The sequence below is a fragment of the Streptomyces neyagawaensis genome (genome assembly GCF_023516595.1).
GTDB lineage: Bacteria > Actinomycetota > Actinomycetes > Streptomycetales > Streptomycetaceae > Streptomyces > Streptomyces neyagawaensis.
Genome location: NZ_JAMGBG010000010.1, coordinates 273,240 through 298,412, shown reverse-complemented (window position 1 = coordinate 298,412; position 25,173 = coordinate 273,240). Strand labels below are relative to the sequence as shown.

21 protein-coding genes and 2 pseudogenes are annotated in these 25,173 nt (G+C 72.8%); 8 read left to right on the top strand and 15 right to left on the bottom strand.

All coding sequences use genetic code 11. From position 1 onward, the window contains the following. Positions 1-101: 101 nt before the first annotated feature. From M8J73_RS06355 to M8J73_RS06340, 4 genes are all read right to left on the bottom strand, one after another. The gene (locus M8J73_RS06355; RefSeq protein WP_249828327.1) at positions 102-833 is read right to left on the bottom strand and encodes a sensor domain-containing protein; all 732 of its coding nucleotides are present in this window, start codon (positions 831-833) and stop codon (positions 102-104) included. 75 nt (positions 834-908) lie between these two features. Then, a complete protein-coding gene (locus tag M8J73_RS06350) occupies positions 909-3,053 on the bottom strand; it encodes a M48 family metalloprotease (protein ID WP_055537307.1) in 2,145 nt (714 codons plus the stop codon). Next, entirely contained in the window at positions 3,050-3,679 is a 630-nt protein-coding gene (locus M8J73_RS06345; RefSeq protein WP_055537308.1) for a hypothetical protein, read from the bottom strand. Before M8J73_RS06345 ends, M8J73_RS06350 begins: the two co-directional genes overlap by 4 nt. Before the next feature lie 106 nt (positions 3,680-3,785). Then, positions 3,786-4,994, bottom strand: coding sequence for a pyridoxal phosphate-dependent aminotransferase (locus M8J73_RS06340; RefSeq protein WP_055537309.1), 1,209 nt, complete (start codon positions 4,992-4,994; stop codon positions 3,786-3,788). Positions 4,995-5,080: 86 nt separating this feature from the next. On the opposite strand from M8J73_RS06340, the gene M8J73_RS06335 reads away from it, so the two are divergent. After that, entirely contained in the window at positions 5,081-5,713 is a 633-nt protein-coding gene (locus M8J73_RS06335; RefSeq protein ID WP_249828326.1) for a winged helix-turn-helix transcriptional regulator, read from the top strand. 69 nt (positions 5,714-5,782) lie between these two features. Here M8J73_RS06335 and M8J73_RS06330 read toward each other — a convergent pair whose 3' ends face one another. The 3 genes from M8J73_RS06330 to M8J73_RS06320 all read right to left on the bottom strand — a co-directional run bounded on the left by M8J73_RS06330 (position 5,783) and on the right by M8J73_RS06320 (position 9,607). Continuing rightward, positions 5,783-6,592 (bottom strand): hypothetical protein, encoded by an 810-nt coding sequence (locus M8J73_RS06330; RefSeq protein ID WP_055536871.1) that lies wholly within the window; start codon positions 6,590-6,592, stop codon positions 5,783-5,785. Next, positions 6,592-7,860 carry a VWA domain-containing protein gene (locus tag M8J73_RS06325; protein WP_107423893.1) on the bottom strand — a complete coding sequence of 423 codons (1,269 nt, stop codon included), beginning with the start codon at positions 7,858-7,860 and terminating at the stop codon, positions 6,592-6,594. Before M8J73_RS06325 ends, M8J73_RS06330 begins: the two co-directional genes overlap by 1 nt. A gap of 259 nt (positions 7,861-8,119) precedes the next feature. Continuing rightward, a complete protein-coding gene (locus tag M8J73_RS06320) occupies positions 8,120-9,607 on the bottom strand; it encodes an IucA/IucC family protein (protein ID WP_240500904.1) in 1,488 nt (495 codons plus the stop codon). Positions 9,608-9,786: 179 nt separating this feature from the next. On the opposite strand from M8J73_RS06320, the gene M8J73_RS06315 reads away from it, so the two are divergent. Both M8J73_RS06315 and M8J73_RS06310 read left to right on the top strand, forming a co-directional pair. After that, positions 9,787-11,436 (top strand): IucA/IucC family protein, encoded by a 1,650-nt coding sequence (locus M8J73_RS06315; protein WP_055536868.1) that lies wholly within the window; start codon positions 9,787-9,789, stop codon positions 11,434-11,436. Positions 11,437-11,547: 111 nt separating this feature from the next. Next, positions 11,548-13,665: a SpoIIE family protein phosphatase gene (locus tag M8J73_RS06310; protein ID WP_249828325.1), complete on the top strand. Its 2,118-nt coding sequence runs from the start codon at positions 11,548-11,550 to the stop codon at positions 13,663-13,665. A gap of 88 nt (positions 13,666-13,753) precedes the next feature. Here M8J73_RS06310 and M8J73_RS06305 read toward each other — a convergent pair whose 3' ends face one another. The 7 genes and pseudogenes from M8J73_RS06305 to M8J73_RS06275 form a co-directional block, all read right to left on the bottom strand. After that, entirely contained in the window at positions 13,754-14,035 is a 282-nt protein-coding gene (locus M8J73_RS06305) for a hypothetical protein (protein WP_055536866.1), read from the bottom strand. Positions 14,036-14,154: 119 nt separating this feature from the next. After that, positions 14,155-16,494 carry a S9 family peptidase gene (locus M8J73_RS06300; protein ID WP_055536865.1) on the bottom strand — a complete coding sequence of 780 codons (2,340 nt, stop codon included), beginning with the start codon at positions 16,492-16,494 and terminating at the stop codon, positions 14,155-14,157. After that, the gene (locus M8J73_RS06295) at positions 16,467-18,251 is read right to left on the bottom strand and encodes an N-acetylglutaminylglutamine amidotransferase (protein WP_055536864.1); all 1,785 of its coding nucleotides are present in this window, start codon (positions 18,249-18,251) and stop codon (positions 16,467-16,469) included. Before M8J73_RS06295 ends, M8J73_RS06300 begins: the two co-directional genes overlap by 28 nt. A gap of 222 nt (positions 18,252-18,473) precedes the next feature. Further along, a complete protein-coding gene (locus M8J73_RS06290) occupies positions 18,474-19,664 on the bottom strand; it encodes a carboxylate-amine ligase (RefSeq protein WP_055536863.1) in 1,191 nt (396 codons plus the stop codon). A 178-nt stretch (positions 19,665-19,842) separates the two neighbouring features. After that, positions 19,843-20,274, bottom strand: coding sequence for a hypothetical protein (locus M8J73_RS45200; RefSeq protein WP_308408336.1), 432 nt, complete (start codon positions 20,272-20,274; stop codon positions 19,843-19,845). Continuing rightward, positions 20,271-20,876: pseudogene (locus M8J73_RS06280) on the bottom strand (cytochrome c oxidase subunit I); the annotation flags it as partial. The pseudogene M8J73_RS06280 and the gene M8J73_RS45200, both read right to left, overlap by 4 nt. Before the next feature lie 237 nt (positions 20,877-21,113). Continuing rightward, positions 21,114-21,263, bottom strand: a pseudogene (locus M8J73_RS06275) (ATP-binding protein); the annotation flags it as partial. Positions 21,264-21,664: 401 nt separating this feature from the next. Between M8J73_RS06275 and M8J73_RS06270 the strand changes: the two are divergent. The 4 genes from M8J73_RS06270 to M8J73_RS06255 all read left to right on the top strand — a co-directional run bounded on the left by M8J73_RS06270 (position 21,665) and on the right by M8J73_RS06255 (position 23,931). Further along, a complete protein-coding gene (locus tag M8J73_RS06270; RefSeq protein WP_055536862.1) occupies positions 21,665-22,312 on the top strand; it encodes a hypothetical protein in 648 nt (215 codons plus the stop codon). A gap of 88 nt (positions 22,313-22,400) precedes the next feature. Beyond that, positions 22,401-22,610: a hypothetical protein gene (locus M8J73_RS06265; RefSeq protein ID WP_055536861.1), complete on the top strand. Its 210-nt coding sequence runs from the start codon at positions 22,401-22,403 to the stop codon at positions 22,608-22,610. Positions 22,611-22,686: 76 nt separating this feature from the next. Continuing rightward, a complete protein-coding gene (locus tag M8J73_RS06260) occupies positions 22,687-23,262 on the top strand; it encodes a hypothetical protein (protein ID WP_249828324.1) in 576 nt (191 codons plus the stop codon). Between the two features lie 81 nt (positions 23,263-23,343). Then, a complete protein-coding gene (locus M8J73_RS06255) occupies positions 23,344-23,931 on the top strand; it encodes a TetR/AcrR family transcriptional regulator (RefSeq protein WP_079054648.1) in 588 nt (195 codons plus the stop codon). A gap of 164 nt (positions 23,932-24,095) precedes the next feature. Here M8J73_RS06255 and M8J73_RS06250 read toward each other — a convergent pair whose 3' ends face one another. Continuing rightward, complete coding sequence (locus M8J73_RS06250; protein WP_157873031.1) at positions 24,096-24,320, bottom strand: hypothetical protein; 225 nt, start codon at positions 24,318-24,320, stop codon at positions 24,096-24,098. A 113-nt stretch (positions 24,321-24,433) separates the two neighbouring features. Between M8J73_RS06250 and M8J73_RS06245 the strand changes: the two genes are divergently transcribed. After that, positions 24,434-25,060 (top strand): TetR/AcrR family transcriptional regulator, encoded by a 627-nt coding sequence (locus tag M8J73_RS06245; protein ID WP_055536857.1) that lies wholly within the window; start codon positions 24,434-24,436, stop codon positions 25,058-25,060. The last annotated feature ends 113 nt before the right edge of the window (positions 25,061-25,173 follow it).

Genomic DNA, 25,173 nt, shown 5'->3' with positions numbered 1-25,173 from the left:
CGGGTGCGCCCGGGCATCGGCGGCTCGCGGGTGCGCCCGGGCATCGGCTGCTCGCGGGTGTCCTCGACCGTCGGCTGTCCCGGCAGGCCCCGGCTGTTTCCTCAGACGTCGTCGAGGGCGCGGGTCGCGCCTTCCGTCGCCCGGCGGGTGATGTCCTCGGTCTCCGCCCACGGTGGTGCCTTCGGGGCGGCCGCGTGGCTGATCACGACGAGCAGCCTGCCCTGCCGCACGAGCGTCTTGGTCTCGCCGGACGGGAAGCCGCCCAGCTCGACCTCGATGGCGGCGGCCCAACTGCGGTCGCCGAGTTCCGGACCGGTCGTCTCCCGCAGCCGTTCGGTGCCGGTTCGCGCGAGGTCGGACCAGGTGATGGTGAAGTGCGCGCAGTCCGCGAGATCGGCGACCGTCCTGTCGAACGCCCGCCGGGCGGCCGCCTCGTCGCGGTGGACCCGGAGGGTCTCGCGGACCCACGGCCCCAACTGGCTGTGGTCGAACTGGGCCCTGGCCTGCACCGCCGTGCCGGACGGCGGGGTGCCGTGGTCGAGGTCGTTGAGGGCGCGCAGACAGCGGGGCCGGTCCGAGCCGTCGGGAGGGGTGGCGTCCGGGTCGGGCTCGACGAGGTCGTACCCGTCGAGGTCCTCCTCGCCCAGTAACGCGGCGGAGACCTCGTCGGGGGTGGGCAGGGGCACGCTCTCGCGCCCGGCCGAGGCGGAACTCCCGCCCCCGCCACGCCCCTTGCCGGTGCCGCCCTCCCCGCCTCCGCCCCCGTCGCCGTCTGTGCAGCCGCCGACGAGCAGGACGACGGCCACCGTCAAGATCGCTCCCGCGTTCCTCATCCCGACTCCCCCTTCACCGTGGTTCTTCACCGTGGTTCTTTGCCGTGGTTCTCTGTCGTGGTTCTTCGTCGTGCGCTATCGCGTGAGTACGACCTTGCAAGCCGCGTGGATGTCGCGGACGGCCGCCCCGATGTCGAAGTCGTCGGCCTCCCCCGGACGCGTCCGTGCCTCGTCGAGGCCGTCGAGGACGCCGAGCACGATCGCGCGCAGTGCCGCGTCGCGCGTCACCTTCATCCGTTCCACCACCTCGCGCAGGCCGTCCGGTGTGTGAAGGCGTTCGACGGGTGTGGTCGTGAAGAGGTAGCAGGCGAGGGCCGGTTCGACGGCCGGGTCCCGGGCCGGGTCCGTGGCGCTCGGGGCGATGGGCAGCGAGCGTTCCGGCACCCGGCCTGTGGGATCCGCTCCGTCGGACGGTCGCGTCAGGGGCGGGGCGGGACCGGCGCCGCGGTCGATCGCCGTGCCCGCGGCCACCGCGGTGAGCGGCAGCAGGGCCGCGCCCACCAGGGCACCGGACCACAGGACCACGCCGGTACGCGGACGCCACCGGCGCGCCGCCCACAGCACCGCCGGCGCGGCGATCCCGGTGGCGCACAGGGCCCCCAGCACTACCGGCGACAGCAGCAGACGCCCGACCACCCTCGGGGGGACGTACGACGTGGCGACCAGCCGCTGCGCCTGGAACCACAGCGCGAGCGGCACGGACAGCACCAGGCCTCCGAGGGCGATCAGGGCGCCCGGCCCGAGCATGGGGCGGAGCCGTACGGGTCCGCGGCGGGTGCGGACCCGTGGGGAGGCGGCCGGGGACGGCGACCGTGCGGGCGCGAGGGCCCGGGACCAGACCACGAACGCGGCCCCGCCGGCGACCGCCGCCGCGACGAGCGGGAGCGCCGCGAGCGGCCGGTGGGCGAAGAGGCCGTGGTTGTCCCCCGGCAGCAGCGCGGTGGGGAACAGGCGGTCCCAGGACGCGGCGGCGCGGGGCGAGAGCTGCGAGCCGGTGACGAGGGCGAGGCCCAGCAGGGCGCCTGCCAGCAGCCGGTACGGCGTGCCGTGACGGTCCCACACATCCCTTGCGTCCCGTACGGCGTCCGGGCGCAGGTCCCGCCAGAGGGAGACGGGGACGACGGCACTGAGGGCCGTTCCGGTGAGCAGCCCGGTGAGCCAGTACGCGAGGAGGGTTTCGCCGCCGGTCGCGGTCTCCAGCAGCAGGGCGACCTCCTGGAAGGACATACCGACGGCCGTTCCCGCGATCAGGCAGGAGACCAGGAGCAGCCGTGGGGGCCCGCCGGGCTCCCTCAGTGCGCGCAGCCGGCTGTGGTCGTCGGGATGCAGCCGCAGGAACTCGGGCAGCCGGGTCCGGCCCCTGGTGAGCGACTCCTCCACCGCGAGGGCCATGCCCTCCCGGTCCGCGACGGCCGCGTCGGCCTCGTACTCACGGGTGCGGACGAACGCGCCGAAGGCCAGCAGGACCACGATGGTCACCGCGGCGAGCCGCCAGCCCAGGGAGAGCACGAGGTCCGCCGGACGGCCGACGGCCGCGACCGCCAACGGGAGGACGACGAGGAGGGGGAGCAGCCACAGGGCGTGGAACGCGAAACGGCCGCGGCCCACGTCCCCGGCCCGCAGATGGGCGACCTCGTGGCGCAGGCCCGCGAGGGCGACCCGGCCCTCGCTCTCGTCGGCCCTGGGACTGGCGTCGGCGAGCGGGGTGTAGTGGGCGACGACGACGTACCGCCGCCCGAACAGCCCGTACGCCCGTACCTCCTCGCGTGCGCCGCCGAAGGTGCTCCGGCGTTCGACGACCGGCACCGGCGGCCGGGCGAAGGCGCAGCCGGCCTCGGCGAGGCAGCCGGTCAGGGCCGTCGCCGTCCGCTCGGGCACCGGTAACGGGTGACGCCGCCAGCGCCGCAGCCGCCAGAACGTGGTGAGCAGGACGGCCAGTCCGGTGAGGGCGAGCACCAGCAGGGGGCCGAGCAGACTCACGGCCGACTCGCCGAGCAGAACGTGGTTCAGGCAGCGTGTGACGGTGCCCGGCTCGGCGCCGGTCGTGGCCGCCCGGCGTACGCACTCCTCGCGCGGCGCGGTCCAGCCGTCCCGTGTCAGGACTCCCCACCATGTGCCCGCGAAGAGCGACGCCGCGCTCACCATCAGGAGCAGTAGCAGGAACTGGGTGGACGTCGGATGCGGCAGCGCGGAGGGAACCCCGGCGCGCGGGCGCGTCACCCGCTGCCGCCCTCCCCTGCGCCGGGAGCGGCGCCACCCGCTGGTGTCCCGGGCCCGGTGCCGCCCTCGGGCGTCCCGGGGACGGGTCCGGTGCCGCCCGCCGGTGCCCCCGGTCCGCTGCCGCCTCGTGCGACCCAGGCGGTGGCCACGGCGCGGGCCACCGCGGCGGCCTGCTCCGGCGGGCAGCCGATGCCCTCGCACTTCGCGGCCACATAGCCGACCAGCCACTCGGTGTCCCGTGCCTCGATGGGCGTGGCCGGCTCCCGTAACGCCGAGACCAGGCGCCGCCGTTCTCTGCGCCCGGACCACCAGCGGCCGACTCTTCCGTTCACCGCGCGGGTCCCCACCTTGACGCCCTCCGCGATGAGCGTCGCCACGACGGCCACGACCAGGGGCTCGGTGAGGACCGTGGTCACCAGCCCCGTCGACATCAACCCGCCCCGCCGGGCTGCCAATTGATCGACCGTCACCGGGTCGGCGCGATACCGCTCCAGCAGACCCGGCAGTTCCAGCTCGACCTTCTCGACGTCGTGGGAGCCCAACTCCCCGTTCGACGCGAGCAGTCGCAGCGCCCCGCCGATGACGTCCTCGCCCGTGACCACGTTCGTACCGGAGTTCACATCCACCCCCGAAACACCCGAACTCGTGTGTTGGGGACTATAGAGGGATATGACGGTGGCTGCGAGCACGAGGAATTATCTTTTGGGAAATTCCGGAAACAGCGGTTCTCCGTTATTGCCGGTAGCCACTCAGGAACCGTCCGATACGGCTGATCGCCGCGTCCAGGTCGTCCGCGTGGGGCAGGGTGAGGATGCGGAAGTGGTCGGGGGTGGGCCAGTTGAAGCCCGTGCCCTGGACGACCTGGATCTTCTCGCGCAGCAGCAGGTCGAGGACGAACTTCTCGTCGTCGTGGATCTTGTGGACCTTGGGGTCGAGGCGCGGGAACGCGTACAGCGCGCCCTTGGGCTTCACGCACGACACGCCGGGGATCTCGTTGAGCTTCTCCCACGCCACGTTCCGCTGCTCGTGCAGTCGCCCGCCCGGCGCGGTCAGGTCCCGGATGGACTGACGGCCGCCGAGCGCGGCCTGGATGGCGTACTGGGCGGGGGCGTTGGCGCACAGCCGCATGGAGGCCAGCATCGTCAGGCCCTCCAGATAGTTGCGGGCGTGCTGCTTGGGGCCGGTGACGACCAGCCAACCGGAGCGGAAACCCGCCACTCGGTACGTCTTGGACAGGCCGCAGAAGGTGAGGACGACCAGGTCGGGGGCGAGCGCGGCGGCCGAGTGGTGCACGGCGTCGTCGTACAGGATCTGGTCGTAGATCTCGTCGGCGAACACCATCAGGCCGTGGCGGCGGGCGAGGTCGAGGATGCCCTCGACGATCTCCTTGGGGTAGACCGCGCCGGTGGGGTTGTTGGGGTTGATGATGACGACGGCCCTGGTGCGGTCGGTGATCTTCGATGCCATGTCGTCGAGGTCCGGGTACCAGTCGGCCTGCTCGTCGCACAGATAGTGGACCGCCTTGCCGCCGGCGAGGGTCGTCACGGCGGTCCAGAGCGGGAAGTCGGGCGCGGGGATGAGGATCTCGTCGCCGTCCTCGATCAGCGCCTGTACGGCCATGGAGACCAGCTCGGAGACGCCATTGCCGAGGAAGACGTCGTCGACGTCGACCTCCAGGCCGAGGGTCTGGTAGCGCTGGGCGACCGCGCGGCGGGCGGAGAGTACGCCGCGCGAGTCCGTGTAGCCGTGGGCCTGCGGGAGCATCCGGATCATGTCCTGGAGGATCTCCTCCGGCGCCTCGAAGCCGAAGAGGGCGGGGTTGCCGGTGTTCAGGCGCAGCACGCTGTGGCCCGCCTCCTCCAGCGCGTTCGCGTGCTCGATCACGGGGCCGCGGATCTCGTAACAGACCTCGCTGAGCTTGCTCGACTGCCGGAACTCCATGCGCTCTCGCCCTCCGGTTCGTTGTGTTGCTTGGTTTTACCAAGTGAGTGCTTGGAAAGTCCAACGACATGTCTAGACTGCGTCGCATGTCACCTCGCCGAAGCTACGACCAGTACTGCTCCGCCGCCCGGGCGCTCGACCTCGTCGGTGACCGCTGGACCCTGCTGATCGTGCGCGAACTGCTCGCCGGGCCGCGCCGCTACACGGACCTGCACGCGGACCTGCCCGGCGTCAGCACGGACGTCCTCGCCTCACGGCTGAAGGACATGGAGCGTGACGGTCTGTCGACCCGGCGCCGGCTGCCGCCGCCGGGGGCCGCGTACGTCTACGAACTCACGGGCCGGGGACGGGATCTGCTCCCGGTGCTCCAGGCGCTGGGGGAGTGGGGCGAGGGCGCGCTGGGAGAGCGCCGGCCGACGGACGCCGTACGGGCGCACTGGTCCGCCCTGCCGCTCCTGCGGAACCTCGACGGCTGCGCCGCCGGGCTCGTCGAAGTCCGCCTGGAGGAAGGGACGTTCCATCTGTGGACGGGCGCCGAGGAGGGCCCGGTCTACGGCGACGGCCCCGCCCCGGGCGAGCCGGACGCCCGGCTCACCCTCGACGAGGAGACCTGCGAGGCGGTCCGCCGCGGCGAACTGCCCCTCAGGGACGCCGTACGGGCGGGCCGGGTCGAGGTGTCGGGGGAGGGGGCCCTGGCGAAGGAGTTGCGGGAGGGGTAGGACCCGTCCACGCCGAAGGCCCGCCGGACCCGGGTGAATTCCAGGGTTCGGCGGGCCTTCACGGGGGTGTCAGGCGCCCGGTGGGGGCACCCTCGTCGGGCGGCCCGAGCCGCGGGTGAGGCAGTAGCCGCCGATGCCCGCGAGGGCGGCGAGTACCGCGCCGAGCGCGGTCCAGACCCAGCGGTCGCTCCACCAGCCCGACGCCCAGCCGTCGTCGGGTTCGAGGGAGGACAGGACGGCCTCCGTCGAGGAGTCCTCGTCGTCCTGCTTCGAGGTCACCGCGATGCCCGGCACGAGCGGCTGCGCCAGCGAGCCGTCGACCGCCGCCGCACCGCCCATGTCCTTGGACTCGGCCCGGACCTCGACCCCGACCGGCAGCCCGAGGTCACCCGTGGCCAGTCGCGTCGTCGTCAGCCGGACGTAGTACGTGCCCGGCAGCGGGTCGCCGGACCACGGCTCCGACCAGGCGCGGACCGTGCGCAGCGTGCAGGCCAGCTCCACGGAGGCCGCCCCCGCGTCGGCCGTGCGCGTCTGTGCCCCGTACTGGCAGGCCTGGCGGCGCCGCAGCCCGTCGTACACGTCGAGCTGCCAGGTCGAGGCGGACTCGGCCGCCTCCGGCAGTTTCACCGTCGCCTTCACGGTGGGCCGCTGGCCGGCGTCCGCCGGGAACGACCAGTACAGGTAGTCGCCGGTCGAGGCGCTCGCCGTGGCGGTCTCCCCCTGCTCGAACTCCGCCGCCGTACGGAAGGAGGTGCCCGCCTCGGTGGGCGCGTCACCGTTCTCCGACGGGCTCGCGGAGGGAGAGGAGTCCGCGGCCGCCGGGGAGGCGGCCAGGGCCAGCATCAGCAGGGCGGCGCCCCACACACGTGTGATCCGCATCAGTTGGTCCTCCAGACCGCGACCCGCCAGCGCGACAGCCAGCCCCACAGCACACCCGCCAGGAACCCGACGAGCACCAGCACACCGAGCAGCCACCAGCCGCGGCCGAGACCGAAGGACGCCACGTCCTTCGCCGGGTCCGGACCGTCCACGACGTCGACGGTGATCTCCAGCGGCAGACCGGGCGTGGTCTTCACCCCGCCGGCGGCCGCGTACGAGTGGGTCACCTGGAGGCACACGGTCTCGGCGACGTCCTCGTCCTCCTCGTCCTCGGCCTCCGCCTTCGGATAGCGCAGACCCGTCGAGATGACGTCCGTGCGGCCGGTGCCGGCCGCCTCGCCGCGCACGATCTCACGGTTCTTGACGGTGACCGCGCGCAGCAGCACCCCGTAGTGCGGGTTGACGTCACGGTCCGCCGCGACGCTCACCGAGGCCCGCAGTTCCTGGCCCGGCTTCACATCCACCCGGTACCAGCGCTGCTGGTTGAACTCCTCGCGGTCGGTGAACAGCCCCGAGGTGAGCGTGGGCGCCCCGGCACACGCGTCGGTGCCCTCGACGGCCTTCGGGACGACCACCGGGTCGGCCGCGCGGTCCACCAACTGGTTGACACGGTCGGTGAGTTCGTCGCGGTGCTCGATCGAGGTGTACGTGCCGCCCGTCGCCTCGGCGATACAGCTGAGCTGCACGCGCAGCTTGGCGTTCGGGACCAGGCCGAGCGTGTCGATGGTCAGGCCGATGCCCTTGGCGGCGATCTCGCGGGCCACCTCGCACGGGTCGAGCGGGGCGCAGGTGTCCTCGCCGTCGCTGATCAGGACGATGCGCTTGGTGCCCTCGCCGCCCTCCAGGTCGTCGGCCGCCTTCAGCAGCGCGGGGCCGATCGGGGTCCAGCCGGTCGGGGTGAGCGTGGCGACGGCCGTCTTCGCCTCGGTGCGGTCCAGCGGGCCCACCGGGTACAGCTGCGCGGTGTCCTTGCAGCCCGTCTTGCGGTCGTCCCCGGGGTAGTTGGCGCCCAGCGTGCGGATGCCGAGCTGGACCTCCTCGGGCGTGGCGTCCAGGACCTCGTTGAACGCCTGCTTCGCCGCGGCCATCCGGGACTGCCCGTCGATGTCCTTCGCCCGCATCGAACCGCTGACGTCCAGCAGGAGGTTGACCTTGGGCGCGGTGGCCGTTATCTCGTCGGCGACGGCCGTCGACGGGACGGCGATCCCGGCCGTCAGGGCGGCGAGCAGGGCGAACACCCCTGCTGCCAGCCTTTGTCTTGTGATCATCGGCGGATCCTATTGATCAGGTGGCCCGCGCTTCAAAACGAGACCGCCCGTTCACCCGCCGGACAACGGCACCCGCCGCGCGCCCCGAACGCGGGGAGAGCGGCGGGTGTTCACCCCGGCCGCCGGGACGACTCCCGACCGCCCACGAGTGGTTGACGAGCCTCGCACCGGGCCGGGTGACCAGCCCTTGACCGGGCGAAGTGCCAAGCCCCTGACCGGGCCGGGCGACAAGTCCCGCACCCGGTCGGCCGGACGTGCCTCACCGCAGCGGAGTCGGCAGTTCCGCCCAGATGTCACCCGGCCGCTCCGGCGAAAGACGCATCAGCGTCAACGCCTTCGTCGGTACCGGCCCCTCCGTCAACGTGGCCAGATCGGCGGTCGGCGGCACGTCCCGTACGGCGGCGGCGAGCGCCTCGCGCAGCACGGGCGTCGAACCCGCCGTCGCCCCGAGCGTGCCCGTGATCAGCGCGCCGAACAGCTTGCGCCGCAGGGTCGTCTCGTCGTCCGTGATGATGCGGCCGGTCATCGCGGGCGCCGCGACGCCGTGCCGGGCCAGCCGGGCCGGGCTCACCCTGATGTCCGCGAGGTCGCGGTAGACGAGCCGCACAGGGGCACCCGACGGCGAGAGCACCACCAGGAGGTTCTGGCCGTGCGCCTCCAACGCCACCCCCAGGTCGAGCAGCCGGAGGCAGACCGTGAGCGCGAGTCGGCAGAAATCCGCCAGCCACGACGGCGACCCGGGCAGTCCGGTCGCCGCCAGCGCGCCCACGGGGACGACCCGCTCACCGGTGGCCGTGTCCACGTACCTCTCCGGTGACTCCCGCAGCACCGCCGCCAGATCCGGGGAACCGGCGGTGACCGCGCCGAGCGTACGCGTCACGTGCAGCAGACCGTCCGTGCGGGAGGCGACCTCCGCCATGAAGTCCGACACGATCGCCGACGTCTCGATCGAGTAGACCGAGATGTCCCGCACGGAGGACGTCAGCCGGGCGCTCAACGCCGTCTTCACATGCGCCCCGCCGTCCGCGAGGGCGAGGGTGCGCAACGCCATCAGGGGATGCGCCTCGATCACCTCCTCCAGAGGGCACTTGAGCACATGTGCCGCCTGCCACGGATGGACCGGCACCAGCACCCGACCGCCGTCCCGGAACCGCTCCGGCCACTCCCCGACCACCAGTGCCTCGTCCACGGGCGCCAGCCCCAGCGACACGACCTGCCGGTGCTCGGGCCCGTACGCCAGCTGATCGGCGGCGGAGAACCCGGGCCGGGAACGGCAGTTGGGGTGGAAGGGATGCCCGTCCACCACCGACTGCTCCCACTCCCAGCTCGTCTCCGGCGTCCCCGCCACCGCCGGCCGTCCGGCCCGCGACAGCGCCAACGAGGCCGCGCTGTGGTCGAGTTCGGCGGCGAAGGCGGCACTGTGCGGCACCGCCAGCGCGCTCATCAGCCGCGCCGGACGGTCGTACGGCCGCCCGTCCAGCCACACCTGCTCGACCGGTACGTCCGTGGCGTACGGGTCCACCGCCGGGCCGTGCAGCCGGCGGCCGTCCGCCAGCAGGAGCGTCACGCCGTCGCCCCCGGCCCTCTCCCGGCGCGCCACCCAGGGCAGCGGCTCGTGCGTGAGGCCCCGCCACAGCCGCGCCAGCACGGCCGCCCGGGCACCGGGGAGCCCCGCCGCGTACGGCGGCGCCAGATCGGGGCGTACGGCGCCCAGCTCGGCGTCGAGCGCCGCCTCGGCATCGGACATCGGGTGACGGTCCACGGACGGGCTCCTAGGGTGCGGGAACGGCGACGGGCGGGTACGGGCACCGCGTCGACAACGGCGTACGACCACTGCCCGCCCGCCTCCGCGGCGACGCGTGAGGGCGGCGGGACGAGCCACGACGGGCAGACATACTGATCACACATGCACCGTATGTGGAACGAATGGACCCCGTGGACGCCAACCCGCCCCGCGCCGACGGCACCGCCGCCGACAGCACCGCCGCCGACGGCTATGCCGCCGCGCCGCTGCTCAACTGCCTCCTGCGGGATGCGGGGGAGCCCGTCGGACCCGGTGTGCACCGCCTCGCGGCGAGCGGCCGCCTCCTGCGCGTCCGGGGCACCCGCCGCCCCACCGACCCCGAGGTGCTCACCGACGGCACCCGCCGCCCCACAGACCCCGAGATGTTCACGGGTGGTACCTGGCGTCGGCTGACCCACGCCGAGTTCGTCGACCTCGCCGCCGACGAACTCCGCCTTCGCACCGGCCTGGCCAACCCCGAGCTGCCCGCCGAGATGCTCGACAGCCGCGCGGTCGTGGCCGCCTTCCTCACGGCACGTGCTCAGGCGACGCCACCGGAGGACCCGTACCGGCGGTCCGAGCAGTCGCTGATCACCGGGCACCCGTACCATCCCGCCCCCAAGGCACGCGGCGGCGGTCCGGCCGCCGCCTGGCTGCCCTACGCGCCGGAGGCGTACGCCGGTTTCCCGCTGACGCTGCTCGGGATCCGCGAGGACACCGTCGTCGAGGAGGGCGACACCACCGCCCTCGACGCCCTGGGCACGGCCCCGCCCGGTTACCGGCTGCTGCCCGCCCACCCCTGGCAACTCGACCTGGTGGGCGAGGGGTTGGCAGAGGCCTTCGCCGACGGCCGGCTGATACGGCTGGGGCACACGACGGGCGAGGTGTGGCCGACGGCCGCGATCCGCACCGTGTACGTGCCCGGGGAGACCCTGCGGGGGAACCCCGGCGGGGCCGCGGCGACGGCCCGGACCGCGGCGAAAGCCTCCGAGCCGGGCCCCTTCGAGCCGGACCTCTTCCTCAAGTTCAGTCTGGACGTGCGGATCACCAACGACGTGCGCCGTCTGTGGCGGCACGACCTGCTCAAGCTGCGCCGCACCGACGCGGCGGCCCGCGCGGCCTTCGCCGCGCTGCCGGACGGCGCCTGGCTGAGCGACCGCGGCTACCGCACCGCCGCCTTCGCGTTCGAGGAGCTCGCGGTCCTGGTCCGCGACGGACTGGCCGGGCATCTGGCCCCCGGCACGACCGCCGTCCTCGGCGCCGCGCTCACCGAGGACACCGCGGCGTTCCCGGGCAACCCGCTGGTCCGCACCGCCGCCCCCGACGCCTGGTGGAGGGCGTATCTGCGGGCGGTCGTGCCCCCGGCTCTCGGCGCGTTCCACCACCACGGTGTCGTTCTGGAGGCCCACCTCCAGAACACGCTCGTCGCCTGCGGCACCGCCGGCACCCCCGTCCAGGTCCTCTACCGGGACGCCGAGGGCGTGAAGCTCCTGCCGGACGTGACCCGTGAGGCGGGCTGGGAGCGGTTGGTGTACTGCCTGTTCGTCAACAACGTCCTGGAGGTCGCGGCGGCCGTGGCCGAACACCACCCGGGGGTCGACGTGTGGGCGGCCGTACGCGGGGAATTGGCGCGGCACCGCGACGTGCCCGGCGTCGAGGACCTCCTCGACGCGCCGACGCTGCCCGGCAAGACGAACCTGCTGCTGCGCTGGACGCGGGCCGACGGCGCGGACGCCCGCTACCTCCCGCTGCCCAACCCGTTCCGGCATGCCGACCGTACGGGGGCGGCGTAACGTCGCGCGTGAGGGCACTCGGGCACGTGGGGCCTGCCGTGCCGTACCCGAGGGGAGCCGGCGGCCCGTCCACGGCCGTCCGGCCGTGGCCCGCGACGCTGGAGGTGCCTCGTGACCGGCACGAGTGATCCGGCTGCCGCCCATGCGCTGGACGCCGTGTTCGCGGAGACCGTGCGGGGGATCGGCGCGTCCATTGGCGCCCTCTATCTGCTCACACCGGACGAGGAAGCGCTGCGCCTGCATCTGCTGAGCGGCGCGCCGGCCGAGTTCGCCGCGCCCTGGGCGCGCGTCCCGGTCGCCGCGCCGGCACCCGTGGCGGTCGCCGCCCGCGAGGGCCGCATGGTGTGGGTCGGCAGCCAGGAGGAGATGGCCCACTCCTTCCCGCGCACCGCGATGGTCCTGCCGTACCCGCTGGCCCTGGCTGCCGCCCCGGTCACCGGCGCCCGGCGCTGGGGGACGCTGCTGCTGATGTGGCCGACCGGCCGCCCCCCGTACATGACGGCTCGCGAGCGGGGCCACATCGAGTCCCGGTGCAGACGTCTGGCCCGGCTGCTGGACGAGGCGGAGGCGCACGACGGCGCGCCGGTGCCCGCCGCCCTCCCCCGTGTCGTCCCCGCCGGGGCCGGCCGCCCGTCCGTCAGTGAGGAGATGGCCCTGGCGGACTTCGTGGAGCGCCTGCCCGGCGGCAGCTGCGCCCTGGACCTGGAGGGCCGCTTCACCTACGTCAGCAAGGGCGCGGGCGAGCTGTTCGGGCGGGAGCCCGAACAACTGCTGGGCACCCTGCCGTGGCAGGCCGTGCGCTGGCTCGACGACCCCGTCCACGAGGACCGCTACCGTGCCGCGGTGATCACACGGGAACCGGTGTCGTTCTCGGCCTGCCGGCCGCCCGGCCAGTGGCTCGACATCCACCTCTACCCGGACACCAGCGGCATCAGCGTCCGGGTCGTGCCGCGCGGCACCGCGCCGGAGGATTCCCGGTCCACGAGTACCGTGACGCCGTCCCGCGCGGGCCGGCTGTACCAGCTCACCCACCTGGCCGCCGCCCTCACCGAGGTCGTCGGTGTGCAGGACGTCGTCGACGTGGTCGCCGACCAGGTCATGCCCGCCTTCGGCGCCCACGGGCTCGTGCTGTCCGCCGCCGAGGCCGGGAAACTCCACATCATCGGCTACCGGGGCTATTCCCCCGAGGCCATCGCCCGTCTCGACGGCCTGCCCCTCGACACCGCGTTCACCCCGGCCGGGCGCGCCCTGAGCAGCGGGGTCCCCGCGTTCTACGGCGCTCCCGAGGAGATGGAGCGCCTCTACCCCGAGGCGCCCGTCGCCAGCGGCAAACAGGCATGGGCCTTCCTGCCGCTGATCATCACCGGCCGTCTGGTGGGCATCTGCGTCCTCTCCTACGACACCCCCCACGAGTTCGAGGCCGAGGAGCGGGCGGTGATGACGTCGCTCGCCGGGCTCATCGCCCAGGCCCTCGACCGCGCCCGCCTCTACGACACCAAGCTCGAACTCGCCCACGGCCTCCAGCAGGCCCTGCTCCCGCGCACGCTGCCCACGGTCCCCGGTCTGCGGATCGCCGCCCGTTATCTGCCCGCCACCCGCGGTATGGAGATCGGCGGGGACTTCTACGACCTGATCCGCTTCGGCGACACCGCCGTCGCGGCCGTCATCGGCGACGTCCAGGGCCACAATGTGGCCGCCGCCGCGCTCATGGGCCAGGTCCGCACCGGTGTCTACGCCCATGCCACCCTCGGCACACCCCCCGGCGAGGTTCTCGCCCGGACCAACCGGCTCCTCACCGATCTCGCCCCCGACCTGTTCACCAGCTGCCTCTACGCCCACCTCGACCTCGGCGAGGGTCGGGTGAGCCTCGCCAGCGCCGGGCACCCGCCGCCCCTGCTGCGCCTGCCCGACGGCGACACCCGGCCCCTCGCGGTCCCGCCCGGCCCTGTCCTCGGCGTCGACCCGCGCGCCGTCTACCCGGTGACGGAGATCCCGCTGACCCCGGGAATGACGCTCGCCTTCTACACCGACGGTCTCGTGGAGACACCCGGCGTCGACCTGGACGACTGCATCGCCCGTCTCGCACAGCACCTCGCGCGCGCCGACACCCGGGACCTGGACGTGGTCATCGACGATCTGGTCGAGAAGGCCGGTCCGCCCGGCCAGCGCACGGACGACATCGCGCTGCTCCTGCTGCACCACGAAGGCGACCACGGAAGCAGCGGTTGACACCACAGGGGAACCCTGCGGTGTCAGAGAATCCGGTGCGCCTCGGGTGCGCCTGTGCGCCGGGTCCGCGTCGAGGGAGCCCGCGCGGTCAGCCGGCCTTCTGCTCGCGTTGGTCGCGCAGTTCGTGGACGGTGGCGGTCAGGGTGCCGTCCTGCTGCTCGTAGTGCGACAGGGCGAGGCCGAGGCCGAAGAAGGTGGGCGCCCACTCGCCGACGAACAGGCCCCAGCGGTCCGCGCGGTCCAGCCCGGTGCCGGGCTCCATCTTGAGGGACCCCGCCCAGGCGACGACGGTCAGGCCGATGGACGCCATGGCGGCGATGTAGGCGTGCTCACTGCGGATGCCCATGTCGTGCATCTTCTTGATGACCATGATCGACTCCTTGTGTCCTCGCGGGTGGGGGATGTCCGCTCGGCGGGCGAGTGCCCGTGGCCGGGCCGCCCATGCGTCGATTCGCCATATATGTCCGCTATTTGAGGTTCGGGTGGTGGTCACTCCGCGACGTGGCGTTCGATCCAGTCGGCCGCGGTGCGGCGGAAGATCCGTCGGCTGTCCGCGCGCAGGAAGTCGTGGCCCTCGTTGCGCAACAGCAGCAGCTCGGCCTCCAGGCCCCGCTCGCGGGCCGCGCGCACGAACTGCTCGGACTCGCCGAGCGGCACGTTCGTGTCGTGCTCGCCGTGGACGGTGAGCACCGGTACCCGTAGCGCGTCGATCCGGGTCATCGGGGACAGCGAGTGCAGCAGGTCCCGGTCGTGTTCGGGATGGCCGTACTTGTGTGCGGCCGACTCCGCGATCCACGGCTCGGTCCCGGCATAGAACGTCGCGAAGTCCGACATACCGCACGCCGCGACACCCGTACGGAACAGCTCCGGGTGCCACACGAGCGAGGCCATCACCAGATAGCCGCCGTACGAGCGGCCCATGACGGCCAGCCGCCGCGGATCGGCGAGCCCGGCCTCCACGATGTGGGCCGCGCAGTCGGCGACGTCCTCGATCGCGGCGAACCGTCCCGTGCCGAGATCGGCGTCGACGAACGACCGGCCGTGCCCGGAGGAACCGCGCACGTCCGGCGCGAAGATGTCGAGCCCCCGGCCCGACAACTCGTGGTACAGCGGGTTGAACACGGGCCGTTCCTGCTCCTCGGGACCGCCGTGCAGATGGATCACACAGGGCGCCGGCTGCCCCGGGGCCCGACCCGGCGCCCGGTAGTACCAGCCGCTCAGCGGCAGCCCGTCCCGCGCGACCGGCCGCAGCGGCACGGGACGCACGGGCGAACGGCCCGGAGGTACGGCGTCCTCGTCGCGCGAGGACCACATGGTGCGCCGTGGGGCGCCCTCGGAGAGCCACCACACGCCGGGCCGCCGCTGCGACCCGGACAGCGCCAGCACCAGCTCCGGCCCCCCGCCGGCCCGCGCCATCCGGGTCACCACCTCGTGCGGCAGCGACACGGACCGCCGCACCCCCACCGACGCGACGCCGGCGGTGCCCGAGACGGTGGTGACCTCCAGCTCGGTGGCCCCCCGCACGTTCCACGCCAGGGCCGCCGTGGACCCGTCGCGGCCGAACGTCAGCAGCTCCAGGCCGGACCCCTCGCGCTCCGCGGTGACGGTGATGCCCTGCTGCTCGCCCCCGGGTGCCAGCCGTACGGCGAACAGCGCGGCGAACTCGCGGGCCGCGTCGCTGCGCAGCCACAGCGTCGTGGCGTCGGGGGAGAACCGGCCGATCCACGGGTCACCGTCCGCGACCGGCAGCGCGAACGTGGTCCGCAGGTCGGAGGTGCGCACGACGAGGGCCTCGCGGCGGCCGCGCGGGCCCCGGCGCACCAGGGCGAGCCGTCCGTCCCTGCTGAGGTCGCACACCCGCAGCGTGGCGGCGCCGCGTTCCACCGCCAGCAGCGCGGGTGCCGCCGCGCCCGTGGGGTCGACGAGGTAGGCGGCGAGACCACCCGCGGCCTCCTGGCCGCTCTCCTGGTCGTGTTCGCGGGGGGTCCCGCCCTCGCGTTCCGCGAGATGGGCGGCCGGCCCGGCGTCGCCGTAGCGCGGGCCGCCCAGCAGCACCGCCCGGCCGTCACGGACGGCCCAGCCCGGCGGACGGGCCGGCGTGTACGTGTGCGGGTCGGCGAGGCCCGGCTCCGCGCGGGCGGGCGACTCCTCCGTGTCGCCCCCGGCCGGCAGGAGCACCGGCTCGGCGACGGTGACGGCGACCGCCGACCCGTCGTGCTGCCAGCAGCCGAGGTACGCGGAACTGCCGGGCTCGGCACCGGCGAGGACGCGTCGCCCGGTGCCGTCGGGCCGGACGCACAGGACCCGGGTGTGCTCGCCGCCTCCGGGGGCGGTGGTGTAGGCGATCCAGCGGCCGTCCGGCGACCAGGCCACCTCCTTGACCGGGTGGGGATCGGAGTCCAGCAGATGGACCTCGTCCCCGTCGACGGGCCCGGTCCACAGTTGCGGCACCCCGCCCCGGTCGCAGATGAACGCGACCTGTCGGCCACTGGGGTCGACGGAGGGGTACCAGCAGCCGTGGGACCGCAGCGGCTGCGGTGTGTCCCGCGTTCCGGCGGTCTCCGGCAGCGGCACCGGTACGGGAGCCGTTGACGCCGGGGGTGCGAGGGCGGACGCCCCGGACCACGCGGCGGCCGGGGCGATCGCGACCGCGGCCGGGGGCGCGGTGCCGTGGTCCAGGGGCAGCCACGGCACCCCGTCGACGACGTCCTCACCGGCGTGGACGCCGACGGGGGGCGCCGCCGGCGGGTCCGACGGGGCTGCCGTGGCCGGGCGCGGGGATCGGCTCCCCTGCGCCCCGGTCAGCTGATTCCGTGCGTTTGCAGCCATATCTCCAGCAAAGCTACCTGCCACAGGGCGTTCGCCCCACGCCTGGTGCGGTGCTCGTCCGGCGCCGACAGCAGCTTGGCCACGTACGCGTCCTCGAAGACACCGCGCGACGTTGCCTCCGGAGCCGTCAGGGCCTCGGTCACCCGGTCGAATACCGGACCCGCCATGTGCATGATGGCGGGGACCGGGAAGTAGCCCTTGGGCCGGTCGACGACCGCCGTGGGCAGGACCTTCCGGCCGGCGGCCTTGAGGACTCCCTTGCCCCCGTCGGCGAGCTTCAGCTCCGGCGGGCAGAGGGCGGCCAGCTCCACGAGTTCGTGGTCGAGGAACGGCACCCGGGCCTCCAGCCCCCAGTCCATCGTCATGTTGTCGACCCGCTTGACCGGGTCGTCGACCAGCATCACCTCGGCGTCGAGCCGCAGCGCCGCGTCGAGGGCGGTCTCGGCGCCCGGGCGGGCCATGTGCTCCCGTACGAAGCGGCCGGACACGTCGTGCTCGGGCAGCATGTGCGGCCGGACGATCCCGGTGAGGTCGCCGTGCGAGCGGTCGAAGTACGTCTCCACGTACGCCTCGGGGGCCCGCTCCCTGGGGACGGCGGCCATGTCCGGGTACCAGTGGTAGCCGGCGAAGACCTCGTCGGCGCCCTGGCCGCTCTGGACGACCTTGACCTCCTTCGCCACCTGCTCGGACAGCAGATGGAAGGCGACCACGTCATGGCTGATCATCGGCTCGCTCATCGCCTCGACCGCCGCGTCCAGCGCCGTCGACACCCGGTCCGAGGGCACCATCAGCTGGTGGTGGTCCGTGCCGAAGTGCCGGGCGACCAGATCGGAGTAGTGGAACTCGTCGCCCTCGACACCGCCCTCCGACTCGAAGCCCACGCTGAACGTCGCGAGGTCCGTCTGCCCCTCGTCGGCCAGCAGCGCCACGATCAGACTGGAGTCCAGGCCGCCCGACAGCAGGACGCCCACGGGCACGTCGGCGACCATGCGGCGGCGTACGGCGGTGCGCAGCGCGTCGAGCACCGCGTCACGCCAGTCGTCCGCGCCGAGCCCCGCGTGCTCCGGCACACGGCTGTACGACGGCTGCCAGTAGCGGATGTCCCGCTCGCGGCCGTCGGGCTCCACGACCCGCACGGTGGCGGCGGGCAGCTTGCGCACCCCGTTCAGGACGGTGCGGGGCGCGGCCACCGTGGCGTGCCAGCTCATGTACTGGTGCAGCGCGACGGGGTCGAGGGAGGTGTCGACGCCGCCGCCCGCGAGCAGGGCCGGCAGCGAGGAGGCGAAGCGCAGCCGCCCCGGCGACCGGGCCAGGTACAGGGGCTTGATGCCGAGCCGGTCCCGGCCGAGGACGACCCGCCCGGTGTCCTGGTCGACGATGACGAAGGCGAACATGCCGTAGAAGTGGTCCACACAGTCGGTGCCCCACTGCTGGTACGCCTTGAGCACGACCTCGGTGTCGGAGTCGGAGAAGAAGCGGTGGCCGAGTCCGCGCAGTTCCTCGCGGAGTTCCTTGTAGTTGTAGACGCAGCCGTTGAAGACACCGGTGATCCGGCCGGCGGAGTCGGCCATCGGCTGCGCCCCGCACTCGGACAGGTCGATGATCTTCAGCCGCCGGTGGCCCAGGGCGACGGCGCCCTGCGACCACACGCCCCTGCCGTCCGGTCCACGGGCGGCCAGGCGGTCGGTCATGCGTTCCACGGCCGCCAGGTCCGGCCGTCCGCCGTCGAAACGGATCTCTCCGCTGAGACCGCACATCAGGCCGCACCCCCTCGCGCAGTGACGCCGGTCGTGCCCGGCGACGAGTGGGCGCCCGGCGGGCACCACCCGGTCTGATCGCTGTCGGTCTTGCTGGTGGGCATGTCGAACTCTCCTTGATCGCCTACGGCACCGGCGCCGGGGAGCGGACCACGACCGCTCCTGGGGGCGCCCCGTCGCGGGGCGCGGACCGGTGACCGTCTTTCCGCATGGCTGCGCGGTTCAGCCCCCGAGGGCTTCCACGGGGCCCGATGCCAGGGGCCCCCGCAGCGTCGTCGTCGCGGCCGCCGCGAGGGGCCGCCGGACCGGGGCGTGTGCGGGGCGCGGGTCCCGGTCTCCGCGGGTCTCGGCGACGACCGTCTCGACGGCGGCGCGCAGGCCGTGGACCTCGGCGATCCGGCGCAGCCGGTGGGCGGCGCTGCCCCGGGCGAGGGCCTCCGCCATGAGCAGGCGCACCGTGTCCCAGTCGCCGCAGGCCTCCAGGGCCGGGCGCAGCCGCCGGAGCATGCCGCGCAGGACGTCGGGGGCGGGCGCGGCCAGCCGGGTGTCGGGATCGACCAGGGGGCCCTCCAGCCCCGTCCGGGCCGCCCGCCACGCCGCCGCCCTGAGCCACTCGTGCCGGCCGTCGCAGACCTGATCGCTCCGCTCCAGGCGGAGCCGCGCGTCCTCGACGAGGGCCCGGAACAGCCCGGCGACGAGCACGACCGTCTCGGTGCGCGGACAGGCGTCGCAGATCCGCAGTTCCAGTGTCCGCTGGTGGTCGGAGGGCCGCAGGTCGTAATAGACCATTCCCGGGTCGCTGATCACTCCGCCGCGGATCAGGTCCGCCACGGCGGCGTCGTAGTCGGCGGCCGAGGCGAAGCAGCCGACCGGCCCGGCGGTGGGCCAGCGCTGCCACAGCATGGTGCGCCAGCTGGCGTACCCGGTGTCGGCGCCCATCCAGAACGGGGAGCTGGCGGAGAGCGCCAGCAGCGGGGGCAGCCAGGGCGAGACGGCGCACATGATCCGGACGGCCGTGTCGCGGTCGGGTATGTCGACATGGACCTGGGCGCTGCACACCAGGTGCTCGTCTGAGACCCGCCGGTACTCCTCGGCCATGGTCCGGTACCGCGGGTCCGGGGTGGGGTCACCCGGCGTCAGCCGTGCGAACGGCACGGTTCCGGCAGCGGCGACGGCCAGCCCCAGAGGGCCGGCCGCCGCGTCCAGTCGTCGCCGGGCCCCGGCCAGATCGGCGCGCAGGGCCTCCAGCGAGGTGTGCACCCGGCTGTTCCACTCGACGGCCGACCGCTGGAGTTCCGGCTTGAAGCCCGGTCTGCGCAGACGACCGAGGACCGCGTCTGCGCCCGGGACGAGTCGTCCGCTCTCCAGGTCCAGCACATGGAACTCTTCCTCAACGCCTACCCGAACGGCCACGATCTCTCCCTCTTCCGTTCCCGAGATCGCCCGCCGGGCAGGGAACCCGCGGCGACCGTTGCGCCATGCGAGTTCCCGGCAAAAGGACAAATAAGCCTCACGCTCTTGCACGTCTGTCGTGTACGGAGTGCATATGAGCGAACGCGATCGGGCTTCTCAAGGCCCGGGACCGGCTCCGTCAGCGGAAGAAGGCCGACGCGAGCGTCCCGAGTCCGGCGCAGGCGAGGAGGGCGCACGCGCAGGCGGCGTGGCGTCTCAGGAGGGAGCGCCGGAGGGCCGCGTACCGGGTCTCGTACTCCTCCCGGAGCTGCCCGGCGCGCTCCGTGGTGGCCAGCAGTATCTGGCGGGTCAGATCCATGCGGCGGCGGAGGTAGTGGGCGGTGACGTCCTCCGCCTGGGCGGTGGTCAGCCACGGCATCCGGGCGCACAGGTCCTCCGCCTCGCGCCGGGCCTGCTCGCGGTGGGTATGGGCGAGGAGGTACCCCTCGACCCTCGAGGCCGACCCGTCGTCGTACCCGGTGTCGTGCCCCGTGTCGCAGCCGCTCTCGTGTCCGCTCTCATGCCCGCTCTCGTCCTCCCGGTACGGCGATGTGCACCGGTCGCGCCTCACCGCGGCTCGCCCTTGTGGTTCTCGGCGTCGACGGCGTCCCGCCTGCCCTCGTTCGCCCGCTGCTCGATCCGCGCGAGCCGGGGGTGGTGCAGGTCGAAGGCGGGGGACTCGGAGCGGATCCGGGGCAGGGTGACGAAGTTGTGGCGCGGGGGCGGACAGGAGGTCGCCCATTCCAGGGAGCGGCCGTAGCCCCAAGGGTCGTCGACCTCGACCTTCTTGCCGGTCTGGGCGGTCTTCCAGACGTTGTAGAGGAACGGCAGGGTCGACAGGCCCAGGAGGAAGGAGCCGATGGAGGAGACCGTGTTGAGGGCCGTGAAACCGTCGGCGGCCAGATAGTCGGCGTACCGGCGGGGCATGCCCTCGGCGCCCAGCCAGTGCTGGACGAGGAAGGTGGTGTGGAAGCCGACGAAGAGCGTCCAGAAGTGGACCTTCTCCAGCCGGTGGTCGAGCATGGTGCCGGTCATCTTCGGCCACCAGAAACTGAAGCCGCCGAACATCGCGAAGACGATCGTGCCGAAGAGCACGTAATGGAAGTGCGCCACGACGAAGTAGCTGTCGGTGACGTGGAAGTCCAGCGGGGGAGAGCCGAGGATCACTCCGGTCGTGGGGACGGGCGGCTTCGGGGGCGCGGAGGGGACAGCCCCTTCGGAGGCCGGTCGTCGTCACTCCGTGCGTAACCGGCCCAGCGGAAAGTAGTCGTGCCGTTCCGCACCCGCGCACCCGAAAGGCCTGTAACGGGCCGAATGGCCGGATGATCCATCCCCTCGGGTGGATCCCGCCGCGACCGCCCGGACCGACGCCCACGACGGCTCAGCCGGGGCCGCATCCGACGGGCCGCCTCAGCGTGGCGCGAGCAGCACGGTGAAGCGTGTGCCCTCGCACGGGGCCGTTCTGAGTTCGACGCGGCCGCCGTGGCCCTCCAGGATCGCGGCGGTGATGGCGAGGCCCAGTCCGGTGCCGCCGCGGGTGCGGGAGCGGGCGTTGTCGACCCGGTGGAACCGTGCACGGCGTCCTCACGGTCGGATGGTGCCCCTGTTCCGCAGCCTGGTCTTCCTGCCGGCGGGCCGTCGAACGCATGCCGATGGCGCATTTCCTGTCCCTGACCGCCCTCGGCAGCCTGATCTGGAACTCCGGCTTCGTCACGGCCGGTTATCTGTTGGGCGCCAACTGGCAGGACGTGGACGCCTACGCGGGCGCCCCAGAAGCCGGTCGTCGCGCTCGTCGCACTGGCCGCCGTCGTGTTCGTGGCGGTCCGGCTGCGCGAACGGAGGCGGGACGCCCGGTAGACGCGAGCAGCGCTCGGCCGCCGCTCGTGGACCGGGCGGCCCATGAGAGCCTGACCCCTGATCAGGATCGATGCCGACCATCATGTCGAACACGGGGGCGAACCATGACCATCGAGCGGCCGGGAGTGCCCGGCGATCTTCCGCCCGCCGAGGTGCTGTGGGCGCGCTGGTCGCTCGTGGCCGTGCTGGAGGCCACCACGGCGGACGAGGGGGAGGGCCATCACCGCACGGGGACCTGGGTGGACGACGAGGGACTCCACCTGGACGACTCCGGCTGCACCTGGTGGACCTTCGAACAGCGGGGCGAGGGGCGGTACGTGCTCTTCGGCGAGGACGAGTCCAGCGGGGTCAAGTGGCACGAACCGCCGGTCGACATGCTCGTCGGCGCCCCCGACTGGCTCCCGCACGAGTGGCTCCAGGACCTGCTGAAGGGCTGGCAGCTCGGCTGCGTCTACTGGTACGAGAACGGCACCTGGGCACGTGCCCCGTACCCGGCGACCCTGCACGACGACGGACTCGACTGCGGCATGAGCCGCTTCGTCGACCGGAAGGACGTGCTGAGGACGATCGCCGACGAGGACCACGGCGCCATGCCGGCCCACGACGCCGAGACCCTGCTGACCCACGCCGAGACCCACCGGCTCACCCCCGACCTTCTGATGTCCCTCGTCAACGAACCCGACTGGCGTGAGCTGGACCGGCCCGCCATGATCAGGGCGCTGGAGCGCGCGGGCCTTGATCGGACACGGTAGCGATCACCGGGACGCCAGTAGCGGATCTGAGTCAGTTCGCTTCAGCCCAGCTCGGCGTGCGGCATCGCCGACAGCACTCATCAACATCGTGGTTGCGCAGGCATCCTTCATTACCGCGCTGATGTTCTACGTGGGCGTGATCTACACCAGCGCGTACTACGGCTACTTTCACCTTTCCCCCTTCGCGCTCGGTTTCGGCTTCGGGGAATTCGTCCTGCACAGCCTGCACTTGGCGACCTTCCCAGTCCTTGTGGGCGCCGCAAGTACTGCACTTCGTCATCGCGGTCGCCGGCCGTAGGCCAAGGCGACGTGGGGCGCTGGCGCACGCTGTCGAGCGCGGCGTATCGGCGCCGACCCGCCGCTATCTGATTGTCGTGGCCGCAGGTGTACTACTGCTCATCCTGTGGTGGCGGTGGCAGGTACTTGTGCCCTACCGCTGGGTGGGCCCCCTCTTCGTAGGCTTCGGCCTGCTGCTCGGCCTAGTAGGGCAAACCGGCTCCGGTCGCCACGGGAACGCCTGGGAGACCGCGTCGCTGGTTCTCGCTGCCGGGCCGTTCCTGCTGTGGACTGTCACCCTCGTCTCCGGCCAACTCGGCGAGCGGCACGCCAGACATGACGCTCGAGCGGTGATCCTTCGCACCGGCCTGGTCGTTCACAGCGCCCGGTCACTCGGCCTCTCGTCATGGGCGCCCGGGCTGCGCCACCGGGACTTGGGTGCGGGCACCCACCTCCGCCACCGCTACGAGGGACTGCGGCTCATCGTGGAGCGTGGCGGGCGCTATTACGCCGTGCCCACGGAATGGCGGGCACGCACCGACAGCGTCTTCGTCCTCAGAGAGAGCGCCGGCGTCCGCATCGAGCTCACGCCAGGGGTGATCTGGGTACGGTTGACTTCGTCGCGCTACTGTCGTGACGGGATCGAGGCCTGTGTCCCTGGGTGGTGCGGCTGACCCGCGCGCGGCGCTCGGTGAGCGTGGCCGGGCCGCCCGCTGTCAGGCGGCCCGTGCGACCCCAAACGTTAACCTTCGGTCATGAAGTCAACCGTGAGGCCCACCAGCGAGGAGATCGATCGTGCCCTGATCGACGTGGCGGCCTTCGTGTTTGCGCGGCACGGGTTCGCTCAGGGCCCCGTGCAGGCGATCGCTGACGGTGCCGGCTACTCCAAGGCGGCTGTGCTGAAGCGCTTTGGCTCGAAGGAGCGGATCCAGGACGCCGTGGTGGCTCGCGCGGAGGAACATGCCGCGCGAGTGGCGGCTGCGGGTGAGGGCCTCCCGGTCGGGTTCGAGCGGGATGCCGCCCTGCTCGGTGCGCTGGTCGAGCTGATCGAGGAGTGGCCGGGGACTGGTGCGCTCATGGCCGGAGCCTTCTGGCTGACGCGAGAGCCCGAGATCATGGAGCGCCTGTCCGGGGCGCAGCGCATGTTGATGGAAGCCTTCGATCCCGATGTCTGGACCGATGAGGAACGGCATGTGCGGGTGGTGTCCGCGATCGGTGCTGTGACCGTCACGATGATGGCGAACCGTGAGGCCAGGTGGACCGAGCGCACCGATGTGGTGATCGCCGCGGGCCTTGGCGCACTGGGCCACAGGGGCAACGGCGATGCCCGCACGGGTGATTGAGTCACTGAGACGGGTAGCCGGCGCCGCATTACGGAACAACGGGCCCGGCGACCAGTGCGCAGCGTCGGCTGAGGCAATGCTGCGTCACTTGTGCAGTTCGGCCGGGGTTGGGTGCCCGTGCGGCACGGCGGCAGACAACTACTGCCGGTGCAGCCAGTCGCCGATCACGGTGCAGGCGTGTTCGCTGGCTTGTGGCGGGACAGCAGGACGTCGTGGAGGGCGCCTGGGACGGGGACGACGGTGGTTTCGTTGCCGAGGCAACTCGACCAGCGGACAGTCCGGGTGACGTCCAGGACGGTATCGGAGCGGTCGCTGACCTCGGACGAGCGGTCGTCGATGGGCTGACCGGAGGGGGCGCCGTCGCTCCATGCCCAACCGGCGATCTTCATACTGGATACGGTGTTGCTGTTATGGTGCTGGCCGAGGAGGTGGACGTTCAGTGGCAGCAGCTGGTCCTGTGCGAGCGACCAAGGCATCGGCTCGGCGCCCGGGGCGTCCGCCCGTGCCGCTGGAGCGCATCGTCTCTACCGCACTGCGGATCGTGGACGATGAAGGGGCCGACGCTCTCTCGATGCGGACGCTGGCCCAGCGCCTGGGCTCGGGCACGGCGACGCTGTACCGGCACTTCGACAACCGGGCAGCGCTGGTCGCCCATGTCGTGGACCGCATGTTCGGCGTCGTGGAACTGAAGGGCGACGAACTCCTCGCGATGGGCTGGCAGCAAGCGCTGCGGACGGTCGCGCACACCATGTTCGAGGCCCTGGCCCGGCACCGGAACGCGGCGCGCCTGATGGTCGAAGAGATCCCCCTGGGGCCGAACGCCATGGCGCTGCGGGAACACTGTGTCGCGGCGCTGCTCGACAGCGGCTTCCCGCCGCGACTGGCCGCGCACGCCTTTGCCACCCTCTCCCGCTACGTTCTCGGATTCGCCATACAGTCCAACGGTCACGGCGGCGGCGGGCAACTCGACGACGCGCAACTGTCCGCCGTCTTTCAGGGCGTCGATCCAGCCTCGTTCCCCGCAACGGTCACCGTCGCCGGGTCGATGCCCGTTCCGATCGAGGACGAGTTCTCCTTCGGACTCGAACTTCTTCTCAGCGGGCTTGCCCAGCTGCGCGACGACGCCTGACCAGCCAGGACGATGCGGATGTGAGGCCGCCCGCCCACGGTGTCATCCCGGGCGGCATGGAGCGAGGCTGTCAGGGACTCGTGATCGACCCGCCGGCCCCGGCCAAGGGTGAA